We start from the raw sequence: 17,563 nt of genomic DNA, 5'->3' as shown, positions 1-17,563 counted from the left end.
TTCGCGCTGGTCGGACTCGATGTCCATGTCGATGTCGGGCGGCCCGTCGCGGGCGGGCGACAGGAAGCGCTCGAACAGCAGCTCGTTGGCCACCGGGTCCACCGCGGTGACACCCAGGGCGTAACAGACCGCGGAGTTGGCCGCCGATCCCCTGCCCTGACACAGGATGTTGTTTTCCCGGCAAAACCGGGCGATGTCGTGGACCACCAGAAAGTAGCCCGGAAACCGCAGCTGCGCAATCACTTTAAGCTCGTGTTCGATCTGGGCGTACGCGCGCGGCGCGGCGTCGGGCAGCCCGTAGCGGTCACGCGCGCCCGTCATGGTCAGCTGCCGCAGCCAGCTGTCCTCGGTGTGCCCGCCGGGCACGTCGAAGGGCGGCAGCTGCGGGGCGATCAACGCCAGCCCGAACGCGCACTGTTCGCCGAGCTCGGCGGCGGCGCTCACCGCGTCGGGGCACCAGGCGAACAGCCGGGCCATCTCCTCGCCGGACCGCAGGTGCGAGCCCCCCAGCGGGGCCAGCCACCCGGCGGCGGCGTCCAGGGACTGCCGCGCCCGGATGGCGCCCATCGCCATGGCCAGCCGGCGCCGCGACGGGCCCGCGAAATGCGCCCCGGTGGTGGCGACGACGCCGACACCGAAGCGCGGCGCGATCCCGGCCAGCGCCGCGTTGCGCTCGTCGTCGAGGGGTTGACCGTGGTGGGTCAGCTCGATGCTGACCCTTTGCGAGCCGAACCGGTCCACCAGGTCGGCCAGCGCGCGGGCCGCCGCGTCCGGGCCGCCGTCGGAAAGGGCTTGGCGGACATGGCCTTTGCGGCATCCGGTCAGGATGTGCCAGTGCCCGCCGGCGGCCTCGGTCAGCGCGTCGATCCCGTAGCGCGGCTTGCCCTTCTCCCCGCCGGCCAGGTGCGCCGCGGCCAGCTGACGGGACAGCCGCCGGTAGCCTTCCGGGCCGCGGGCCAGCACCAGCAGGTGCGGGCCAGGCGGGTCGGGGGCCTCGGTGCGGGCTGTGGATCTTTGCGAGGGCCCCAACGACAGTTCCGCGCCGAACACGGTGCGCAGCTCGAGTTCGGCGGCCGCCTCGGCGAACCGCACCGCCCCGTACAGGCCGTCGTGGTCGGTCAGCGCCAGGGCGCGCAACCCCAGCCGGGCGGCCTCCTCCACCAGCTCCTCCGGCGTACCGGCCCCGTCGAGAAAGCTGAACGCCGAATGCGCGTGCAGCTCGGCATACGGAACGGAATGAGTGACGGACGAGCGGGCCGCCCGGGTACCGTCCGGCGGCCGGTACGTTCCGCGCTTGGGCGACAGGGGGGCATCCTCCCCTGGCGCCACCGGCACGCCGGCATGGCGCGGCTTGCCGTTGAGCACCCGCTCCATCTCCGCCCAGCTCGGCGGGCCATTAAACCAACCCACGGTTCGCAGTCTATCGAAAATATGTTCGAATTGCCTCTCGCCTGCGCCAACCGTTGTTAAACCGATCTTCAACTCCTAAACAAGGTCTTAACGCCGCGTGCCTACCGCGGAAGCGGGGCAGGGCAGACACTGGTAACCGGGCAAAATTTCCGGCGGGGGCGAGCATGGCGCAGGTGAGGGTATTGGATACGGCACTCCTGAAGGCTCAGGATCCCGACCAGCACGCCGGCCTGGCGATCGGCGCGGTGGCCATCGTCGATGGCGGCACACCCGATTACCGTCGACTCGAATGCCTTCTGGCCGAACGCATTCGGTCAATACCCCGCTGCACGCAATTGCTGCGGCCCCACCCGGCGCACCACGAGTGGGTCGACTGCCCGGGATTCGACCTCGGCCGCCACGTGCGCCGGGTGGCGATCCCCCGGCCGGGTGACGAGGCCGAGCTGGCCGCGGCCATCGCCCACGCCCTCGAGCGACCCCTACGCCCGGACCGTCCGCCCTGGGAATGCTGGGTGATAGAAGGCCTGAAGGGCAACCGCTGGGCGATCCTGATGAAGACCCATCACCGCCTGACGGACGGCAACTCGCCCGCGCAGCTGCTCACCCGGCTGTGCGACGACGCCGACGCCGCCGCCTTCGCCAACACCCCTGCCGCCGAACCCGTTTCGCGCGCGCCACGGCGCCGAAACGACTGGCCCGACGCGCTGTGGCGGATGTCCTGGACCGCGACCGGCGCCGTCCTCGGCGCGGTCTGGCCCGCCTTGCGGACACACGACCGGGCCGCCGTCCTGCGGCGCTACGCCACGGTGCGCGTCCCGATCGCCGACGTCGACCGGGTCTGCCGCAGGTTCGGTGCCACCGTCAACGACGTCGCGCTCGCCGCGACCGCCGAGGGCTTCCGCACGGTCCTGCTCGGCCGCGGCGAGGAACCGCGGGCGGACTCGCTGCGCGCCCTGGTGCCGACGCCGGTCCGGTCACCGTACCTGCCCGTCGAACACGACGACCCGGTCCAGCGGTTGCGCACCGTGCAGACCCGCTGGGGCGCCGGGGGAACCGACCCCACACCGTCCGGCGGCATCGTCGAGGCGGCGCTCAACTGCCTGCCGAACATGGTGCGCGACGGCGTGATCCAACTGCTGTCGCGACTGCCGCAGCGTCCCATCGTGACGTTGACCACGAACGCGCCTGGGCCGCGGCACCGGCTGCGGCTGATGGGTCAGACGATGGAGCGCGTGCTGCCCATCCCGCCGACCGCCGTCGAGTTGAGCACCGGGGTCGCGGTGCTCAGCTACGGCGACGAACTCGTGTTCGGTATCACCGCCGAGCGCGGCGCCGCGTTCGACGTCAAGCAATTGGCCGCCGGCATCGAGCTCGGCATGGCACGCCTCGTCGCGCTCAGCCAGGACTCGGTCCTGCTGTTCGGCGATCGTCGCCGCAAGCGTTCCCACCGCGCCTTCCCCGGCCGCACACCGGGGCCGCGCCCGCCTTTCCCGGGACAAGCGCGGCACTGACCCACTCCCGGCCGGACCGATCCTCGTGAGAAGGTTGGGTCATGCCAGAGTCGGGGTCGGTCGTCATCGACCCGCGTCGCCACGACGCGGTGCTGTTCGACGCGCCAGAGCCCGCGCTGGACGGCCGGTTGCATGAGATCGGCGTGGCCACCGCCGTTTTCTCCTCGGCCGAGGACCTGTCGAGGGCTGCCGACGACGTCGGCGCGCTCCCCGGGCGGGGCGTGGTCGTCACGACCCACGAAGCGGTCGTCAAGGCCGCGCGCGCCGGCGGGTTCGCGTTGGTCATCGGCGTCGGGCACGGTGACGCGCTGGCAGACGCCGGCGCGGATGCGGTCGTCGCCGACGCTCGCGAGGTCACGGTGCGCACCGGGGACCTCCGGATGTCGCAGCTGCCCGACGCGCTGACGGTGCTCGACGACCTGGCCGAGCGCAGGCCGGCGGTGTTCTTCGACTTCGACGGCACACTCTCCGACATCGTCAACGACCCCGACGCCGCCGTCCCGGTCGCCGGGGCCACCGAGGCGCTGCGGCAGCTGGCGGCGCGGTGCCCGGTCGCGGTGCTGTCGGGCCGCGATCTGGCCGATGTGACGAAACGTGTTGGCGTTCCCGGGATTTGGTATGCCGGCAGCCATGGTTTCGAGTTGACCGCGCCCGACGGCGCGCACCATCAGAACGACGAGGCGGCGACGGCCGTCCCAGTGCTGGAACACGCGGCCGCCCAGCTGCAGGAGCGGCTGGGCTCCATCCCCGGTGTGGTGGTGGAGCACAAGCGTTTTGGCGTCGCCGTGCACTACCGCAACGCCGCGCGGGACCGCGTCGGCGAGGCGGCGGCCGCCGTGCGCGCGGCGGGCCGTCGCGACGGCCTCCGGGTGACCACCGGACGCGAGGTCATCGAGCTGCGCCCGGACCTGGACTGGGACAAGGGAAAGACGTTGCGCTGGGTGCTCTCTCACCTGACCGAGGCCGAGTCCGGCGCCCTGACGCCGGTCTATCTCGGCGACGACATCACCGACGAGGACGCGTTCGACGCGGTCCGCGACGGCGGGGTGCCGATCCTGGTGCGGCACTACGACGACGGTGACCGCGCCACCGCGGCGCGGTTCGCCCTGGACAGCCCGGCGAAGGCCGGCGAGTTCACCGCCCGCCTGGCGGGCCGGCTGTCGGGCTAGGCCTGGACGTATTCCACCGCGCCGTCGTCGAGCGCCACGCGAGGGCCGGAACCCTCGGCGCCCGAGGCCTCGGTGCGAAAGACCGCCTTGCCCGGTTCGGTGCGCCAGATCAGCGTGGTCAGCGTCTCGCCGGGGAACACCGGTGAGGTGAACCGCGCGTCGATCGACGTGACGTTGGCCGCGACGCCGCCGCCGAGCTCGGCGACCAGCGCGCGACCGGCCACCCCGTAGCTGCACAGCCCGTGCAGGATCGGCTTGGGGAATCCGGCCAGCTCCTTGGCGAACCAGGGATCGCTGTGCAGCGGGTTGCGGTCACCGGACAGCCGGTAGATCAGGGCCTGATCCTCGCGGGTGGGCAGGGCGACGCGGGCGTCCGGCTCGCGGTCCGGGAACTCGGGGGCGATCGGGCGCTGGCCCGGCGATCCGCCGAAACCGCCCGCCTGGCGGATGACCAGCGTGGTCAACGTCTCGGCGATCAACTCGCCCGAGTCGGGGTCGGTGCCCCGGCCGCGCAGCACGATGATGGCGTTCTTGCCCTCGCCCTTGTCCTGAATGTCCGCGACCTCCGAGACCACCGACAGCTTCCCGGCGGGCGGCAGCGGCGCGTGCAGCCGGATGCCCTGCGAGCCGTGCAGCAGGAGGGCGTGGTTGAACGTCCCGATCTTGCCCGCCGCGGCGAAGGCCGGGGAGCAGATCACCGCGTAGGTGGGCAGCACCTGCTGGTCGATGTCGTGGCTGTTCTCGGTGGTGAACGACAGGTCGTCGATGCCGGCGCCGACACCGAGCGCATAGAGCATGGTGTCGCGGTCGGTCCATTCGAACAGCATGGGTTCGGTCACCGCGCCGACGGCACTCGGTTCAATCGCCATCTGAGTCTCCTTCTGACGTATTTTCTCCACCTAACCATCGCAAACCCTTCCCACCGAAGCCGTCGGCAGGGCAGGCTATCGACATGCCGAAGCGCAGGTTGGTCCGGAATGTGTCGAAGGCGGTCGCGGCGCTCACCGCGGCCGTAATCGTCGGCGCCTGTGGCGGATCGCCGCAGGCACGCAGCATCACGGTGACGTTCATCCGGCACGCCGAGTCCGAAGCCAACGCCAGCGGGATCATCGACACCTCGGTGCCGGGCCCCGGCCTGAGCCCGGAGGGCAAGGGGCAGGCCCAGCAGGTCGCCCACCAGGCGGGCCACAAGGACTACGACGGCATCTACGCCTCGACCATGGCCCGAACCCAGCAGACCGCCGCGCCGTTGGCCGCCGAACTGGGCAAGCAGGTCGAGGTATTGCAAGGCATCCAGGAGATCAACGCCGGCTGGTTCGAGGGCAAGCCGGTTGCCCAGGAGAACGCGACGTACCTGCTGGCCCCGGCGGACTGGCTCAGGGGGGACGTCCAGGACAGCATCCCCGGGTCGATCAACGGCAAGCAGTTCAACGACGGATTCACCGCGGCCATCCAAAAGGTCTACAACAGCGGCCAGCACAATCCGGTGGTGTTCTCGCACAAGTTCGCCATCGAGTACTGGACGCTGATGAACGCGAGGAACGCAAAGGACACCCTGCTGACCAGTCACCCGCTGCCCAACATCGGGCGCGTGGTGATCACGGGTAACCCGATGACCGGCTGGACTCTGGTGGACTGGGACGGCATCCGCGACTTCCACAGCTAGTTGACGGTGGCGACCCGCCGCGCCCGGCTCACGCAAGCAATAGGACGCCACTTTGAGTATTAGCTTATCGGGTTCATGGGTCAGTCGCCGATCACGCCGGCGACCATCCGATGCCTCGCACCGATGGAGGTCAGGTGAAACGCAAGAGCTTCGAGCCCGAACGCAATGAGTTCGGCAACACCGCGCGCTCGTTCTTCGAAACCTCCTTTGTGCCGCCTATCGAGGAGTCGTAGCAACGCGGCCACGTCGACCGAGAAGTAGGCAAGCTGGGTCTGCTGAACTGGGAGACGCCCGAGAAGCACGGCGGTGCCGACATCGTCGACTTCCGCTTCAACGCAATCATCACCGAGGAGTTCCGACTCGCCGATGCCGTGGGCTGGGCATCGCTCTGCAGAACGCATCGTGTTTGGCTAGCTATGCGATCTCACTACGGCAGCGGTGCCGCACCTGGCATATAGTACACTCTTTATTGGGGCGTCGGCCGTGGCTCACGGACGATTACCGCCAAGCCCCGTGGGCCGAAACGCCGAGAAAAATGCCGTTTCGCCGCCCGCCGATGAGCGCATTCGACCGCGAGCACATGGGAGCCAGCACCGCAATGAGCAGACTCAAGGGACAGGTGGCCATCGTGACCGGCGCCGGCCAGGGCATCGGCCGAGGGATCGCCGTGCGGTTGGCCGCCGAGGGCGCATCGGTGTGCGCGGCGAGCCGCACGCACTCCCGGGTGGCTGACGTCGTCGAGCAGATCACCACCTCTGGCGGAACGGCGATCGCCATCGGTTGCGACGTGTCCGACATCGACGCGCTGAAGGGCGTTATCGACCGCACGGTGTCAGAATTCGGCTCACCGACAATCTTGGTCAACAATGCCCAGAGCGGGGTGAGCGCGGGAGTACCCGTCCCGTTGGAGGACACCACCAGTGACATGGTGCGGTCGGCGATGAATGGCGGACTGTTCCCCACCTTCCATGCCATGCAAATGTGCTTGCCGTACATGAAGGAGACCGGCGGCACCATCGTGAACATGGCGTCGTCCACCGGTGTCGACGGTGACCCGGGGTTCTCCGCGTACGGCACCAATAAGGAAGCGATCCGCGGGCTCACGAAGCACGCGGCCAAGGAATGGGGCCGCTACGGGATTACGGTCAACGTCTTGTGCCCTGCCGCCCTGACCGAGAACGTGGCGAAATACGCCCAGCAGCATTCCCGCTGGTTCGACGGTGTGCTGAAGAAGGTCCCACTCGGTCGGCTGGGCGATTCCGAAACTGACATCGCACCGGTCATCGTGTCTTTGGCCACGGATCTGCGCTACGTGACGGGGGCCACTCTCATGGTGGACGGTGGCCGCACCCTGCTCCGCTGAGCGCCCGATAGCTAGCGAACCGCGAAGGACACCGCATGCGGACATACGACCGCCTATTCATCGACGGACAGTGGCTCAAGCCGCACACCGACACCTACGTCGAGGTTCAGTCACCCGCCACCGAATTGCCGATCGGCCAAGTGCCGCTAGCCGCTGTCGCTGACGTCGATCGGGCGGTGCGCGCGGCCCGGGCGGCCCACGAGAGTCGTGAGTGGCTCGAGCTTGGGCCCGCAGAGCGCGGCGAGCGCCTCGCCCGATTGGCCAAGGCGCTCAAAGCGCGCGGTGACGAACTGGCGGAACTCATCTCCGACGAGGTGGGCAGCCCGCGCGCCTGGGCCGCCAATGCCCAAGTCGGCTCGGCGATCGGCGTACTTCGCGTGCATCAACGACTCGCCACCACCTATCCATGGCGGGAGACACGCCCGGCACTGACCGGCGGGACCGTGCTGGTCCGACGTGAGCCGGTCGGTGTCGTCGCCGCCGTAGTCCCATGGAACGCACCACTATTCACCACTGCACTCAAGATCGCACCGGCGTTGCTGGCCGGCTGCCCGGTGGTACTCAAACCGTCGCTAGAGGCCCCCCTGTCGCTGTTCGTGCTCGCTGAAACCGCCGAGCAGGCTGGAATCCCGCGGGGCATCCTCAACGTCGTCCCCGCCGACGACGCCGTCAGCGCACATCTGGTGGCTCACCCGGAAATCGACAAGGTCAGCTTCACCGGATCGACGGCAGTGGGCCGCCGAATAGCGGAGGCTTGCGGCCGCGACCTTCGCCGCCTCACCCTGGAACTCGGGGGCAAGTCCGCCGCGATCGTCGCCGACGATGCCGAAATCTCCGACGCGCTAATCGACGCGCTGGTGCTCGGCGCGATGGCTGGTAGCGGCCAAGTATGTACATCGTTGTCCCGCATACTGATTCCCAGGACACGGTATGACGACATAGTCCGCGCGCTCGCCGAGCGTGTCCGGTCCCTTCGCGTCGGAGATCCCGCGGATCGCGCCACCGAAATCGGCCCCGTCATCTCGGCACAGGCACTGGAACGGATCGAAGCCACTGTCCAGCAGGGCGCAAAGACCGCCCGACTCGTCGCCGGCGGACGTCGACCGGCGGACCTGACCACCGGCCACTACTTCGAGCCGACGTTGTTCGCCGACGTCGACACCACGTCCGCGCTGGCCCGCAACGAGATCTTCGGCCCGGTGGCGCTCGCCATCGAATACTCCGACGACGACGACGCCGTCCGGATCGCCAATGACACGCCCTACGGTTTGGCGGCCAGCGTGTGGACCTCCGACCCGACCCGCGCCGAACGCCTCGCCGCCCGGCTACGAGCCGGTTCAGTCGCCGTAAACTCCTCAGCCCCAATCGATCTAGGTAGCCCCTTCGGCGGTTTCAAAGAATCAGGCATCGGCCGCGAAGGTGGCCCCGAGGGCGTCACCGGCTTCATCGAATACCAATCGATCCTGCTAGCCGGGGCCACCGGCGAATGACCCAAACCCACGACCGTCCGACCGACACGAAGGTAGCGCGCGATGGCATCCGTTGACAGCACACCCACAATTGACCTCGACGACCTGAGCTGGTGGACCAGACCGGCCAACGAGCGAGACGCCGCGTTCGCATGGCTGCGCGCCAACGAACCCCGCCCGTACTGTCCAGAGCGCGACACGCAAGGCAACCCGCGCGGCGGCGGCTTTTGGGCGTTGACGCGCTACGACGACATCCGGGAGGTAAGCCGCCGCGCCGGAGACTTCTGCTCGGGGCAGGGCACGCTCATCTTCGATCAGTCGCAGGCCATGCTCGAGTACCGCAGTTCGGTGATCACTATGGACGACCCCGAGCACACCCGCGTACGAAAGATCGTCTCGCGCGGCTTCACTCCCCGCTCGCTCGAGCGCGTGCGCGCCGACGTCGATCAACAGAGCCGGGCAATCCTCGATGGCGTGCGCGAGCGTGGCGCATGCGACTTCGTCACCGAAGTTGCGGCCCTACTTCCGCTGCGCATCGTCAACGACATGATGGGGGTTCCGCGCAGCCACGAACGGCGCATATTCGATCTCACCAACATCATCATGGGCGCTAGCGATCCTGAATACGTCCCCGACCAGAGCCCGCGAGCGGTCGGCTCGGCCATCTACGCCGCCAGCGACGAACTCGCCGCGCTGCTAGCAGAACTCGCCAACGATCGGATCAACAATCCCCGTGACGATGTGATCACCGCACTTGTCGCGGCGCGCAATGAGGACAACCTCAGCCCCCAGGAACTTGCCGCGTTTTTCATCCTGCTCATCACCGCGGGCAACGAGACCACCCGTAACGCAATCGCGCACGGCATGCACGCCTTGACGTTGTTTCCCGATCAGCGGGCGCTGTGGCTGTCGGATCCCCAGACCCATACCAAGGCTGCCGTCGAAGAAATCGTCCGGTGGGCCTCGCCGGTCTTGCACATGCGGCGCACGGTCACCCGCGACGGTGTAATGCTCGGCGACCAGGTATTCGAGCGCGGAGACAAAGTAGTGCTCTGGTACCGCTCTGGCAATCAGGACGAAGACTACTTCGAACGCGGCACGGAATTCGACATCACCCGAAAGCAAATCGCGCACTTGGGATTCGGAGCCCCCGGACCTCACTACTGCCTGGGCGCGAACCTAGCCCGACTCGAGCTTTCCATCTTCTTCCTCAAGCTCTTCTCGACGCTGCCAGATATCCGCACGGTGGGCGAGCCGGACTACCTGCGGGCCAACTTCGTGCACGGGATCAAGCACCTACAAGTCGAGTACATGCCGCGCTGACCGCGAGTGACCGGTGAGAAGCCGAGGCCTGGGCGCCGGCCGATAGATACTGGGCGTGCGCGGCGGCCGCTGTCGATCCACGCAGCAACCGACCGAGCGGAGCGCGGATCGTCTGTACATCCTGGGCCACCATGTCTTGCGGCATTCCACCGATCGAGGTCCGGGGAAACAGCGTTTCACACCGACGTCGATATGAGTTCGATGGCCTGCGACGCGCCGGCGTGTGTGGCGCAACGAGGAACCGCAGCTGTGCTGCCCCGACGACTACGGGCCCAACGTCGTTGAACCGGCGACTTGCACCGCGGGCTAAGCGGACTACTCATTTAGGGGCCGGTCAGGTGACTGGACAGCGGTCGCGGCGGCTCTCGCGCAACCTCACTTGACAGCGTATAGTTGATGTCGACGAGGGATTGAGACCCCGATCCGTGCTGGCGAGCAGGTTGCCGCAGCCTCGAACAGAGAAGGGACATAATGACGAAACTTTGGGCCAATTCCGGTGACTCGCACTTCCTGGAGCCCGACGAATTATGGCGGGACAACTTGCCGCCTCACCTCGCCGAACGCGTACCAAGATCCGTCAAGGACCCCGACGGCGAGTGGGAGACTGTCCATATCGACGGTATGGCGTTCCGGCGCAAACTTCCCACCAGTGCCGCACGCAAGTTCATGGAGATGACCGTCGGCGCTCCGGGCGGCAAGGACGTGTCGGTCCGCATCAACGACCTGGACAACGAGGGCGTGTGGGGCGAGGTGGTCTACCCTTCCCTCGGGTTGTGGTGCTCGTCGTTCCGCAGCCCAGAACTGCTGCGTGAGGCTTTGCGGGTCAGCAACGACTGGGCGTACGAAACCCTGGAGAAAGCCAGCCCGCGGCTGGTCACCGTCGGTCAAGTGTCCACACTCGACATCGGCGACGCGGTCAAGGAACTGGAGCGCATCGCCGAGATGGGCTACCGCGCGGTCTTCCTGCCGACCCTGCCTCATCCCATGCAGAAGGACTACAACTATCCCGAGTGGGAGCCATTCTGGGACGCATGCGATGCCGCGAACATGGTCGTCGCTTTCCATATCGGCAGCGAGCCCGTCGATCTGAGTGACAAGACACGGAACCCTGGCCAGAAGTACCGCGGTCCAGGCGGCGCCGTCCTCAACTACACCGAGACGACGTTCGAAGGCCAGCGGGCGGTCATGAAGCTGGTCGCGTCCGGCGCACTGGACAAGCGACCGAACCTCAAGGTGTTGGTCTCCGAAGGCGGCGCCACATGGGTTCCGTTCATCGCCGACCGCATGGAGGAGGGCTATCGTCAGCACCACATGGCGGTGCGGCCCAAGCTCGAGCGTCCGATCCGCGAACAGATCTTCAGCCAGGTGTACGCCTCGTTCCAGCACGACAAAAGCGCGGTCGCGGCCGCGACCTACATGGGCTACCACAACGTCATGTGGGGCAGCGACTACCCCCACATGGAGGGGACGTTCGGCCACACGCAGGAGACTCTGCACGAGTTGTTCGACGACGCCGATCCGAAGGTGGCCGAGCGGGTCATGCGCGGCACGTTCTACGAACTGTTCCCCGATGTGCCGCAGGTTCCCGTCGAGGAGCCCGTGGGTGCCGGCGCCTGATGTCCGACAATGTCCTGCACGATTCGCCGAGGGAGTTCTTATCCGACGCGGTGTCCTCGGGTGAATGCGACGTGCAGTCCGTCATCCCGCTCGACGATGGGACTTACTCTTGCGGCTGCTCGTGTAAGGACTGGGTGATGACCGCCGAAAGCCTGCAGGCCGGGCTCGAGCTGGCCCGCAAACACACCGCCGAGACCGCGGCCGCCAAAGCGGTCTCGGCCAGGGCAGGCGGTTAGGTCTGCCGGTCTGTTGACGAGATGAAGCGCCGGCCGAAGATTCCGGCCGGCGCTTTCTTGCCGCGCGAGGTCAGCGCAGGGCGATACGAGCGCCGCCCGGCGTCGACGTCACTTCGCCCGCCACACCAGTAGGCTGCCGGTCGAACCGCGTCGCGCGTGGCCCCACCGTGGACACGACAAGCTGTCCATCGACGGTCTCGAGCGCCCACTCATCCTCGTCGTACTGCAGTCCCGCACGATCAGGCGCGGTGACGGCCACGGCCGGACCCAACCGGACGTACAAACCCGCCTCGATGCCGAGGTCGTTGATCACCGGCAGCGCCTCCGGCCTGGCCAAGATGGTGCCAACAGAGCCGAGCCGAACGGCGGCATCGGTGATTTGCCCCATGGCTGTGACCGTTTCGGCACTCAGCCCGATCACCATTTCAGTGTTCAGCCGGCGGATGTACATCTCCGAACGACGCGCGTCCCAGTTCCACGGTTCGGCGTTCGAATACACCGCGCCCGCCACGCCAGCACCGACGCGAAACGCATCAATCCACGGCGTCTCAGATGGGGTGGCCGTCACCAGAACGTGACTTCCCTTGCTGATGCCGTGACCGCGTAAGACCTGCGCAGCCCAGGCGGTGTCGCGCGCGAAGTCGTCTTCGCTGACGGTGAAGTCGATGACATCGTCACCTATCCGGTAGCGCCCGATCCAGGCGATCCCTGGCCGCTGAAGCTTTGCAGCCCTGGCGATGGTTGATTGTTGGCTCATGACTTCGCAATCCTCGGAATCTTGGCCGCCGATGACGCACGGGCGACGATTTCCTTCTCCTCGAGCAATTCGACGGTGGGGGAGATACCGACCGCTTCGGCCAAACCTGCGCAGATCCGCTCACGCAGTTCGGCGGTGTCCTTGGTCAAATCCGGCGCATAACCCACGCGCAAGCGCAGCTCATCTACCTCTTTCTGCGGCCGGATGATTTGGAACAGCGCCGAGCGGGTCTCGTCGAATTGCTCGATAACCGCCCATACTTCCAGCGGCATGACCGATTTGCCCCGTACGATCGTCAGGTCGCCCGCCCGTCCCAGCGGCCAGAACCGGGCATGAGTACGACCGCATTCGCACTGCTGCCGATTCACTCGCACCAGATCCTCAGCGCGATAGCGGATCAACGGCGCAACGAGGTTATCGAGGTCGGTCGTGACCAATTCGCCGACTTCCCCTTCGATTACCGACTCGTTCTTGTCGGGGACGAGGTCCTCCACCAAGACGGTGTCCTCGTGGACGTGGTATCCGTTGTGCTGCTTACATTCCCACGCGGTTCCGGTGTCGCCGGCGCTCGTCCACATCACCAGGTCGGTGTCCCATTCCTCCCGGACGGTCTGCTGCATGCGCGACCCCATCGGCTCACCGGCGAAGGTCATGAACTTCAGCGGAGCCAGCGCCTCACGCATGTCGCGGTGATGACTGAGACGCTCGAGTTCCGAAATCAGCGGTCCCACAACATGGATCTGCCTGACGTCGTACCGCTTGATGGCGTCCAGCACCGCATCCCATTGGCCAAACCAGCTGTCGATCGCTATCGGTACGACACCGAGGATTCGGTGCTCGTGGCAGGACGCACCGCGAAACGTCGCTGACCCGGTGATCGCGTGGTCGCCCGGTCGCAGGCCGTGCTCCCAAAGTGCCCGCACCCAACCCACCATCAGCGGGATGTACTCGTCATATTGCTCGTTGAAGAACGTCGGGTCACCGGTGGTCCCCGAACTCGACGCGATCGACGTCAAGTCGGCCGGGTCGACGCACAGGATCCCTCCGTACGGGTCGCCGGTCTTCTCCCGGTAGTCGCGGATCATGTCCTTGTTGATGAACGGGATTCGCTCCTTGAAATCCTGCAACGACCGGATGTCGGCTGGCTTGACCCCCGCTTCATCCCAGTGCATGCGGTAGAAGTCTGACCGCTCGTAAACATACGGAATCAGCTCGAGAACGCGTTGCTCCTGCAGTTGTTCGAGTTCCGGCCGTGGCATGGCCTCGATTTCAGGTTCGAACAGATCTTCTTTACTCATCGGTCTCCGGGGATTCGCCGTCGATAGTTAAACAGTATACTCATTGTCCATACCACATCATGGCTTGAGCCGCCGAGCGAGTCAAGGCGCGCCGGCGCTGACATCGCACCCGCCGCTGCCGCTTCCCCGCGCATTACCATGGTTGGGAATGGATTCGGTCCGGTGACCTCCGACGGCCTGTCAGGACCCAAGCAGCCCTCATTTCGGCGCCAACACCTGCACGGCCGCCAACGGATACCCCTCACCGGGGTCTAGCCACGTCACGCCTTCTCGGACAACGCTTTTCGCAGCTCGACGCGGCGAACCTTGCCCGACGACGTCAGCGGCATGGCTTCGATAGGAATCCACTTTTTGGGCACCTTGAACGAGGCGAGCCGCTCCCGCCCGTACTCCATCAACCGTGCCTCGTCCATGTCATAACCGGCATTGAGCAGGACAAATCCCACAGGCACCTCACCCCAACGGACGTCGGGTTGACCAACCACCGCCACGGCAGCCACCGATTCATGCGTGGACAGCACAGCCTCGACCTCATCCGGGTAAATGTTCTCGCCGCCGCGAATGATTACGTCTCGCGCACGCCCGTGCGACGTCACGTACCCGTTTTCGTCCATCGCTCCGAGATCCCCCGTGTGCAGCCATCCGTCGTCATCGACGACCTCGGCGGTTGCCTCAGGTTGGCCAAGATAGCCGACCATGCGCATGTCCGAACGGGTACAAATCTCCCCCACCACACCGTCGCGAGCCGTAACGCCGTTGGGCAGGGCGATGCGTACGTCGCGGCCTGCCAACGGTCGTCCCAGCGATGTCGCCTTCAGCTCAGGCGGGTCGTCGCGGCTCGATTGCAAGAACGCCGGGGCTTCGCTCTGCCCATAGCTGACTATGCACTCCACGCCGAACCGCGATTCGATCGTGCGGATCGCCTCCGGCGGAACGTAGGCGCCTCCCCCCATGACGGTGCGCAAGGAGGGTAATTGATCCGGGCTGAAGCCGGGTCGCTCGAGCAGGTCGTAGAGGATGGTCGGCACCGCCGCCACGACGGTCGCCGCGGTGTTCTTGACGAAGGCGATCAGCTGATCGACGTCGTAAGTTGCCAAGGTGCCGAACGACGAGCCGGCGGCAAGCGCACCCAGCACAATCGCCACCGAACCGCCGATGTGGTGCAACGGCGCCGCGGTCACCAGGATGTCATCGGCGGTATGCCCCCAGCCCCCTACCCACAGTGCCCCCGCGTTGACCGATGCAGCGTGGTCGAGCACCGCGCCCTTTGGTCGTCCCGTCGTGCCGGAGGTGTACTGAATGATGAAGGGCGCCTTGGGATCGACGGTGGGCAAGGAGTTGGTGCCGTCGGTCGATCCCGCCCAGTCGACCAGCTCCAGGACCTGCGGGCGCCCCGCGCATGAGCCCGCCGCCGACCGCAGGGAGTCGACGACGCCCCGTCCGCGGAACTCGTTCACCGCCAGCACCACACGGCTGTCGGTCATGTCGAGGATGTGAAGGAACTCGTCTTCACGCATCGCTGGATTCATGGGCACCAACACCACGCCCGCGAGGGCGCAGGCGTACTCGAGCAATACCCACTCGATCGAATTGGGGCCACAGACCGCGACCGCCTGGCCTGGTTCGACTAACTCGAGCAGTCCTCGGGCAATCCTGCACGCGTCGCGATAGACGTCGGCGTACGTCAAAGCGGTGATCGTGCCGCCGGCGGCCGACCAGTACAGCGCAACCCGGCCCGCGTCGTGGCGCGCGCGGTGTTCCAGTAAAGCACCAACGGACTGGTCGATCCAGGGGAAGTCGGGATCACGCAACCACAACGACAGACCGTCGACCTTGCCCATCGCTACCTCCAGCAATCTGTCATCACCCACTGATACGGCACTATATTCGGCGCGTATCCGGGCGGCGAAAATAGTGTCCTAGATTGCGCTTCTGCGGCTCGCTTGCGCTCCTCTCATCATCAACAGGATCGACTGGCAGGCGCCCAATCCGGCCGATAGGCCGCCGCACGGTCGACCGCCGGAATCCGGCCAATATCGCTGTTTACCTCGGACTTTAATCATTCTCGAAACCGGCTAAGCCGGCCGCGACGCGGCGCTGGGGAGCTCACCCTGGCGCGAAATACCCGGATGCGCGGCACCGACGGGAACGGGGTTCGAATAGAGTGCTCTTTGTTGTACGCTCGATGAGCGGTTGACCAACGTTCACCTACGATCTGGTCTCGCCAGCATGCGACAGGAGACCCACATGGCGCTCGTACAAGACGCCGTCGGCGAATTGCCCGACCGTTGGGGCGTTTGGGTGAGCTTGGACCAACACAGCTACGACGCGTCCGGGCGCGAAGTGCTGCTGGCCGGCGACCCGCGTGGTGAGAGCCCGCCGACTTCTACGAGCGCGTGGCCGGTGCGTCCCGGGGTGAAAGATGCGCCCGCCGGCTTCACCGGTCGCGACATGCTCGACATCCGTTAGAAACGACCACGGCACTTATCGCAAGATCAAAACATCAGGAGATCAAAGAATATGGAGACCAAACTCGAGCCGTTCGATTTCCGGCTCTCGGAATACGGTAAGGCGACCGAACACGTCCAGCCTCCACAGCCGTATCTCGCGCAAAAGGTCGCCGATCTTCGGTACGAGCGTGTCGAAGAGGGTGTCGTCTATCTCTACCGCCACGACGATATCATCAGGATCAATCGACACCCCAAGGTCCTTGGCGTGGGTGGCCGCGGGCCGGCATTCGGGGTTCCCATGCCCCTGATCCCACTCGAGATCGACGGCGACGACCACGCCAAGTGGCGGCGCATCCTCGATCCGATGTTCACGCCCAAGCAGGTGGCACGTCTCCAGGATGCGGTGCGCCAGCTGGCCGGTGAGCTCGTCGATGGGTTCGCAGGAGACGACGTCGTGGACATCACCCAGCGCTATTGCGTGCCGCTTCCCTGTCTGACATTTCTGCAATTGTTCGGTGCTCCCACAAAGGATCTCGATTTCTTCTTGCAATTCATGAAGGACATCCTTCATCCCACCGGAAAGACCCCCGAAGCGAACCAGGAGATCGGAGCTGCCGCCGGCATGCGCCTGGTCACCTATTTCACCGAGCACCTCGCTCATCGTCGCGCCACCGAGCCCCGCGATGACGTCCTGGGCATCCTGCTGGAGACCGAGATTGACGGCGAACGGTTAAACGACATGGAGCTGATGAACATCATCACGCTGATGATGTTTGCCGGCCTCGACACCGTGACATCGTCACTTTCGTTGATGATCGACTGGCTCGCTCGGCATCCCGACGAACGCGCCCGGGTCATCGCCGATACGTCGCTGATTCGCGGATTGGTTGAGGAACTACTGCGCTACGAGTCGCCGGTGCCTGTCGGCACGCGCTACCCGACCGAGGACATTGACCTCGGTGACGGCCTCGTGATCAAGGCCGGCGAGGCCATCGTCGCATCGTGGGCGACAGCGAACCTCGATGCGTCGGTGCATGACGATCCCTTGCGTATCAACATCGATCGGCCGCGTCATCAGCACATCGCTTTCGCCAGCGGCACGCATCGTTGTCTGGGCTCCAATCTCGCCCGCATGGAGCTCAAGATCGCGATCGAAGAACTGCACAAGCGCTTGCCACACTATGAGCTCGCGCCTGGCGAAGACGTCCGATACGTTAACCTGCCGGTGCGCAGCGCGGAGTACCTGCCCCTCAAATTCCTGAACGGCTGAACGGCGGTCCCCGGCCGCAGCTCA

The 17,563-nt window shown here is 66.1% G+C and carries 16 protein-coding genes; 11 read left to right on the top strand and 5 right to left on the bottom strand.

Annotated features, from left to right (window positions below):
* The coding region (locus tag A9X04_RS24865) for a PHP domain-containing protein (RefSeq protein WP_197509367.1) at positions 1-1,410 on the bottom strand (1,410 nt) is incomplete at its 3' end.
* A gap of 164 nt (positions 1,411-1,574) precedes the next feature.
* Between A9X04_RS24865 and A9X04_RS24860 the strand changes: the two genes are divergently transcribed.
* Positions 1,575-2,921, top strand: a complete 1,347-nt coding sequence (locus tag A9X04_RS24860) for a wax ester/triacylglycerol synthase domain-containing protein (RefSeq protein WP_067926471.1) — start codon at positions 1,575-1,577, stop codon at positions 2,919-2,921.
* A 41-nt stretch (positions 2,922-2,962) separates the two neighbouring features.
* Positions 2,963-4,090: a trehalose-phosphatase gene (gene otsB / locus A9X04_RS24855; RefSeq protein ID WP_067926468.1), complete on the top strand. Its 1,128-nt coding sequence runs from the start codon at positions 2,963-2,965 to the stop codon at positions 4,088-4,090.
* Here the strand turns inward: otsB and A9X04_RS24850 are convergent.
* Entirely contained in the window at positions 4,087-4,959 is an 873-nt protein-coding gene (locus A9X04_RS24850; protein ID WP_067926465.1) for a MaoC/PaaZ C-terminal domain-containing protein, read from the bottom strand. The genes otsB and A9X04_RS24850 overlap by 4 nt on opposite strands.
* 83 nt (positions 4,960-5,042) lie before the next feature.
* Between A9X04_RS24850 and A9X04_RS24845 the strand changes: the two genes are divergently transcribed.
* The 7 genes from A9X04_RS24845 to A9X04_RS24815 all read left to right on the top strand — a co-directional run bounded on the left by A9X04_RS24845 (position 5,043) and on the right by A9X04_RS24815 (position 11,764).
* Positions 5,043-5,756, top strand: coding sequence for a histidine phosphatase family protein (locus tag A9X04_RS24845; RefSeq protein WP_067926462.1), 714 nt, complete (start codon positions 5,043-5,045; stop codon positions 5,754-5,756).
* Positions 5,757-6,022: 266 nt separating this feature from the next.
* A complete protein-coding gene (locus tag A9X04_RS31760) occupies positions 6,023-6,214 on the top strand; it encodes a hypothetical protein (protein ID WP_082962992.1) in 192 nt (63 codons plus the stop codon).
* 140 nt (positions 6,215-6,354) lie between these two features.
* The gene (locus tag A9X04_RS24835) at positions 6,355-7,119 is read left to right on the top strand and encodes an SDR family NAD(P)-dependent oxidoreductase (RefSeq protein WP_067926487.1); all 765 of its coding nucleotides are present in this window, start codon (positions 6,355-6,357) and stop codon (positions 7,117-7,119) included.
* A 35-nt stretch (positions 7,120-7,154) separates the two neighbouring features.
* On the top strand, positions 7,155-8,609 hold the full coding sequence (locus tag A9X04_RS24830; protein ID WP_067926456.1) for an aldehyde dehydrogenase: 1,455 nt from the start codon (positions 7,155-7,157) through the stop codon (positions 8,607-8,609).
* Between the two features lie 213 nt (positions 8,610-8,822).
* Positions 8,823-9,911 (top strand): cytochrome P450, encoded by a 1,089-nt coding sequence (locus A9X04_RS24825; RefSeq protein ID WP_231984411.1) that lies wholly within the window; start codon positions 8,823-8,825, stop codon positions 9,909-9,911.
* 471 nt (positions 9,912-10,382) lie between these two features.
* Complete coding sequence (locus tag A9X04_RS24820; RefSeq protein ID WP_067926450.1) at positions 10,383-11,528, top strand: amidohydrolase family protein; 1,146 nt, start codon at positions 10,383-10,385, stop codon at positions 11,526-11,528.
* Positions 11,528-11,764 (top strand): hypothetical protein, encoded by a 237-nt coding sequence (locus A9X04_RS24815; protein ID WP_067926447.1) that lies wholly within the window; start codon positions 11,528-11,530, stop codon positions 11,762-11,764. The genes A9X04_RS24820 and A9X04_RS24815 overlap by 1 nt, the downstream gene beginning before the upstream one ends.
* A gap of 70 nt (positions 11,765-11,834) precedes the next feature.
* Here the strand turns inward: A9X04_RS24815 and A9X04_RS24810 are convergent, their stop codons facing one another.
* The 3 genes from A9X04_RS24810 to A9X04_RS24800 form a co-directional block, all read right to left on the bottom strand.
* Positions 11,835-12,521 (bottom strand): hypothetical protein, encoded by a 687-nt coding sequence (locus A9X04_RS24810; protein WP_067926444.1) that lies wholly within the window; start codon positions 12,519-12,521, stop codon positions 11,835-11,837.
* Positions 12,518-13,819 (bottom strand): phenylacetate--CoA ligase family protein, encoded by a 1,302-nt coding sequence (locus A9X04_RS24805; RefSeq protein WP_067926441.1) that lies wholly within the window; start codon positions 13,817-13,819, stop codon positions 12,518-12,520. The genes A9X04_RS24810 and A9X04_RS24805 overlap by 4 nt, the downstream gene beginning before the upstream one ends.
* A gap of 260 nt (positions 13,820-14,079) precedes the next feature.
* Positions 14,080-15,660: a class I adenylate-forming enzyme family protein gene (locus tag A9X04_RS24800; RefSeq protein WP_067926439.1), complete on the bottom strand. Its 1,581-nt coding sequence runs from the start codon at positions 15,658-15,660 to the stop codon at positions 14,080-14,082.
* Between the two features lie 406 nt (positions 15,661-16,066).
* On the opposite strand from A9X04_RS24800, the gene A9X04_RS24795 reads away from it, so the two are divergent.
* Complete coding sequence (locus A9X04_RS24795) at positions 16,067-16,288, top strand: hypothetical protein (protein ID WP_156764523.1); 222 nt, start codon at positions 16,067-16,069, stop codon at positions 16,286-16,288.
* 51 nt (positions 16,289-16,339) lie between these two features.
* Entirely contained in the window at positions 16,340-17,539 is a 1,200-nt protein-coding gene (locus A9X04_RS24790; protein WP_067926433.1) for a cytochrome P450, read from the top strand.
* The last annotated feature ends 24 nt before the right edge of the window (positions 17,540-17,563 follow it).

Origin of the sequence: Mycobacterium sp. E3247, from assembly GCF_001667785.1 — a bacterium.
Lineage (GTDB): Bacteria > Actinomycetota > Actinomycetes > Mycobacteriales > Mycobacteriaceae > Mycobacterium.
Note: the sequence above shows the minus strand (reverse complement) of the source record. Positions and strands in the feature narration are given on the sequence as shown.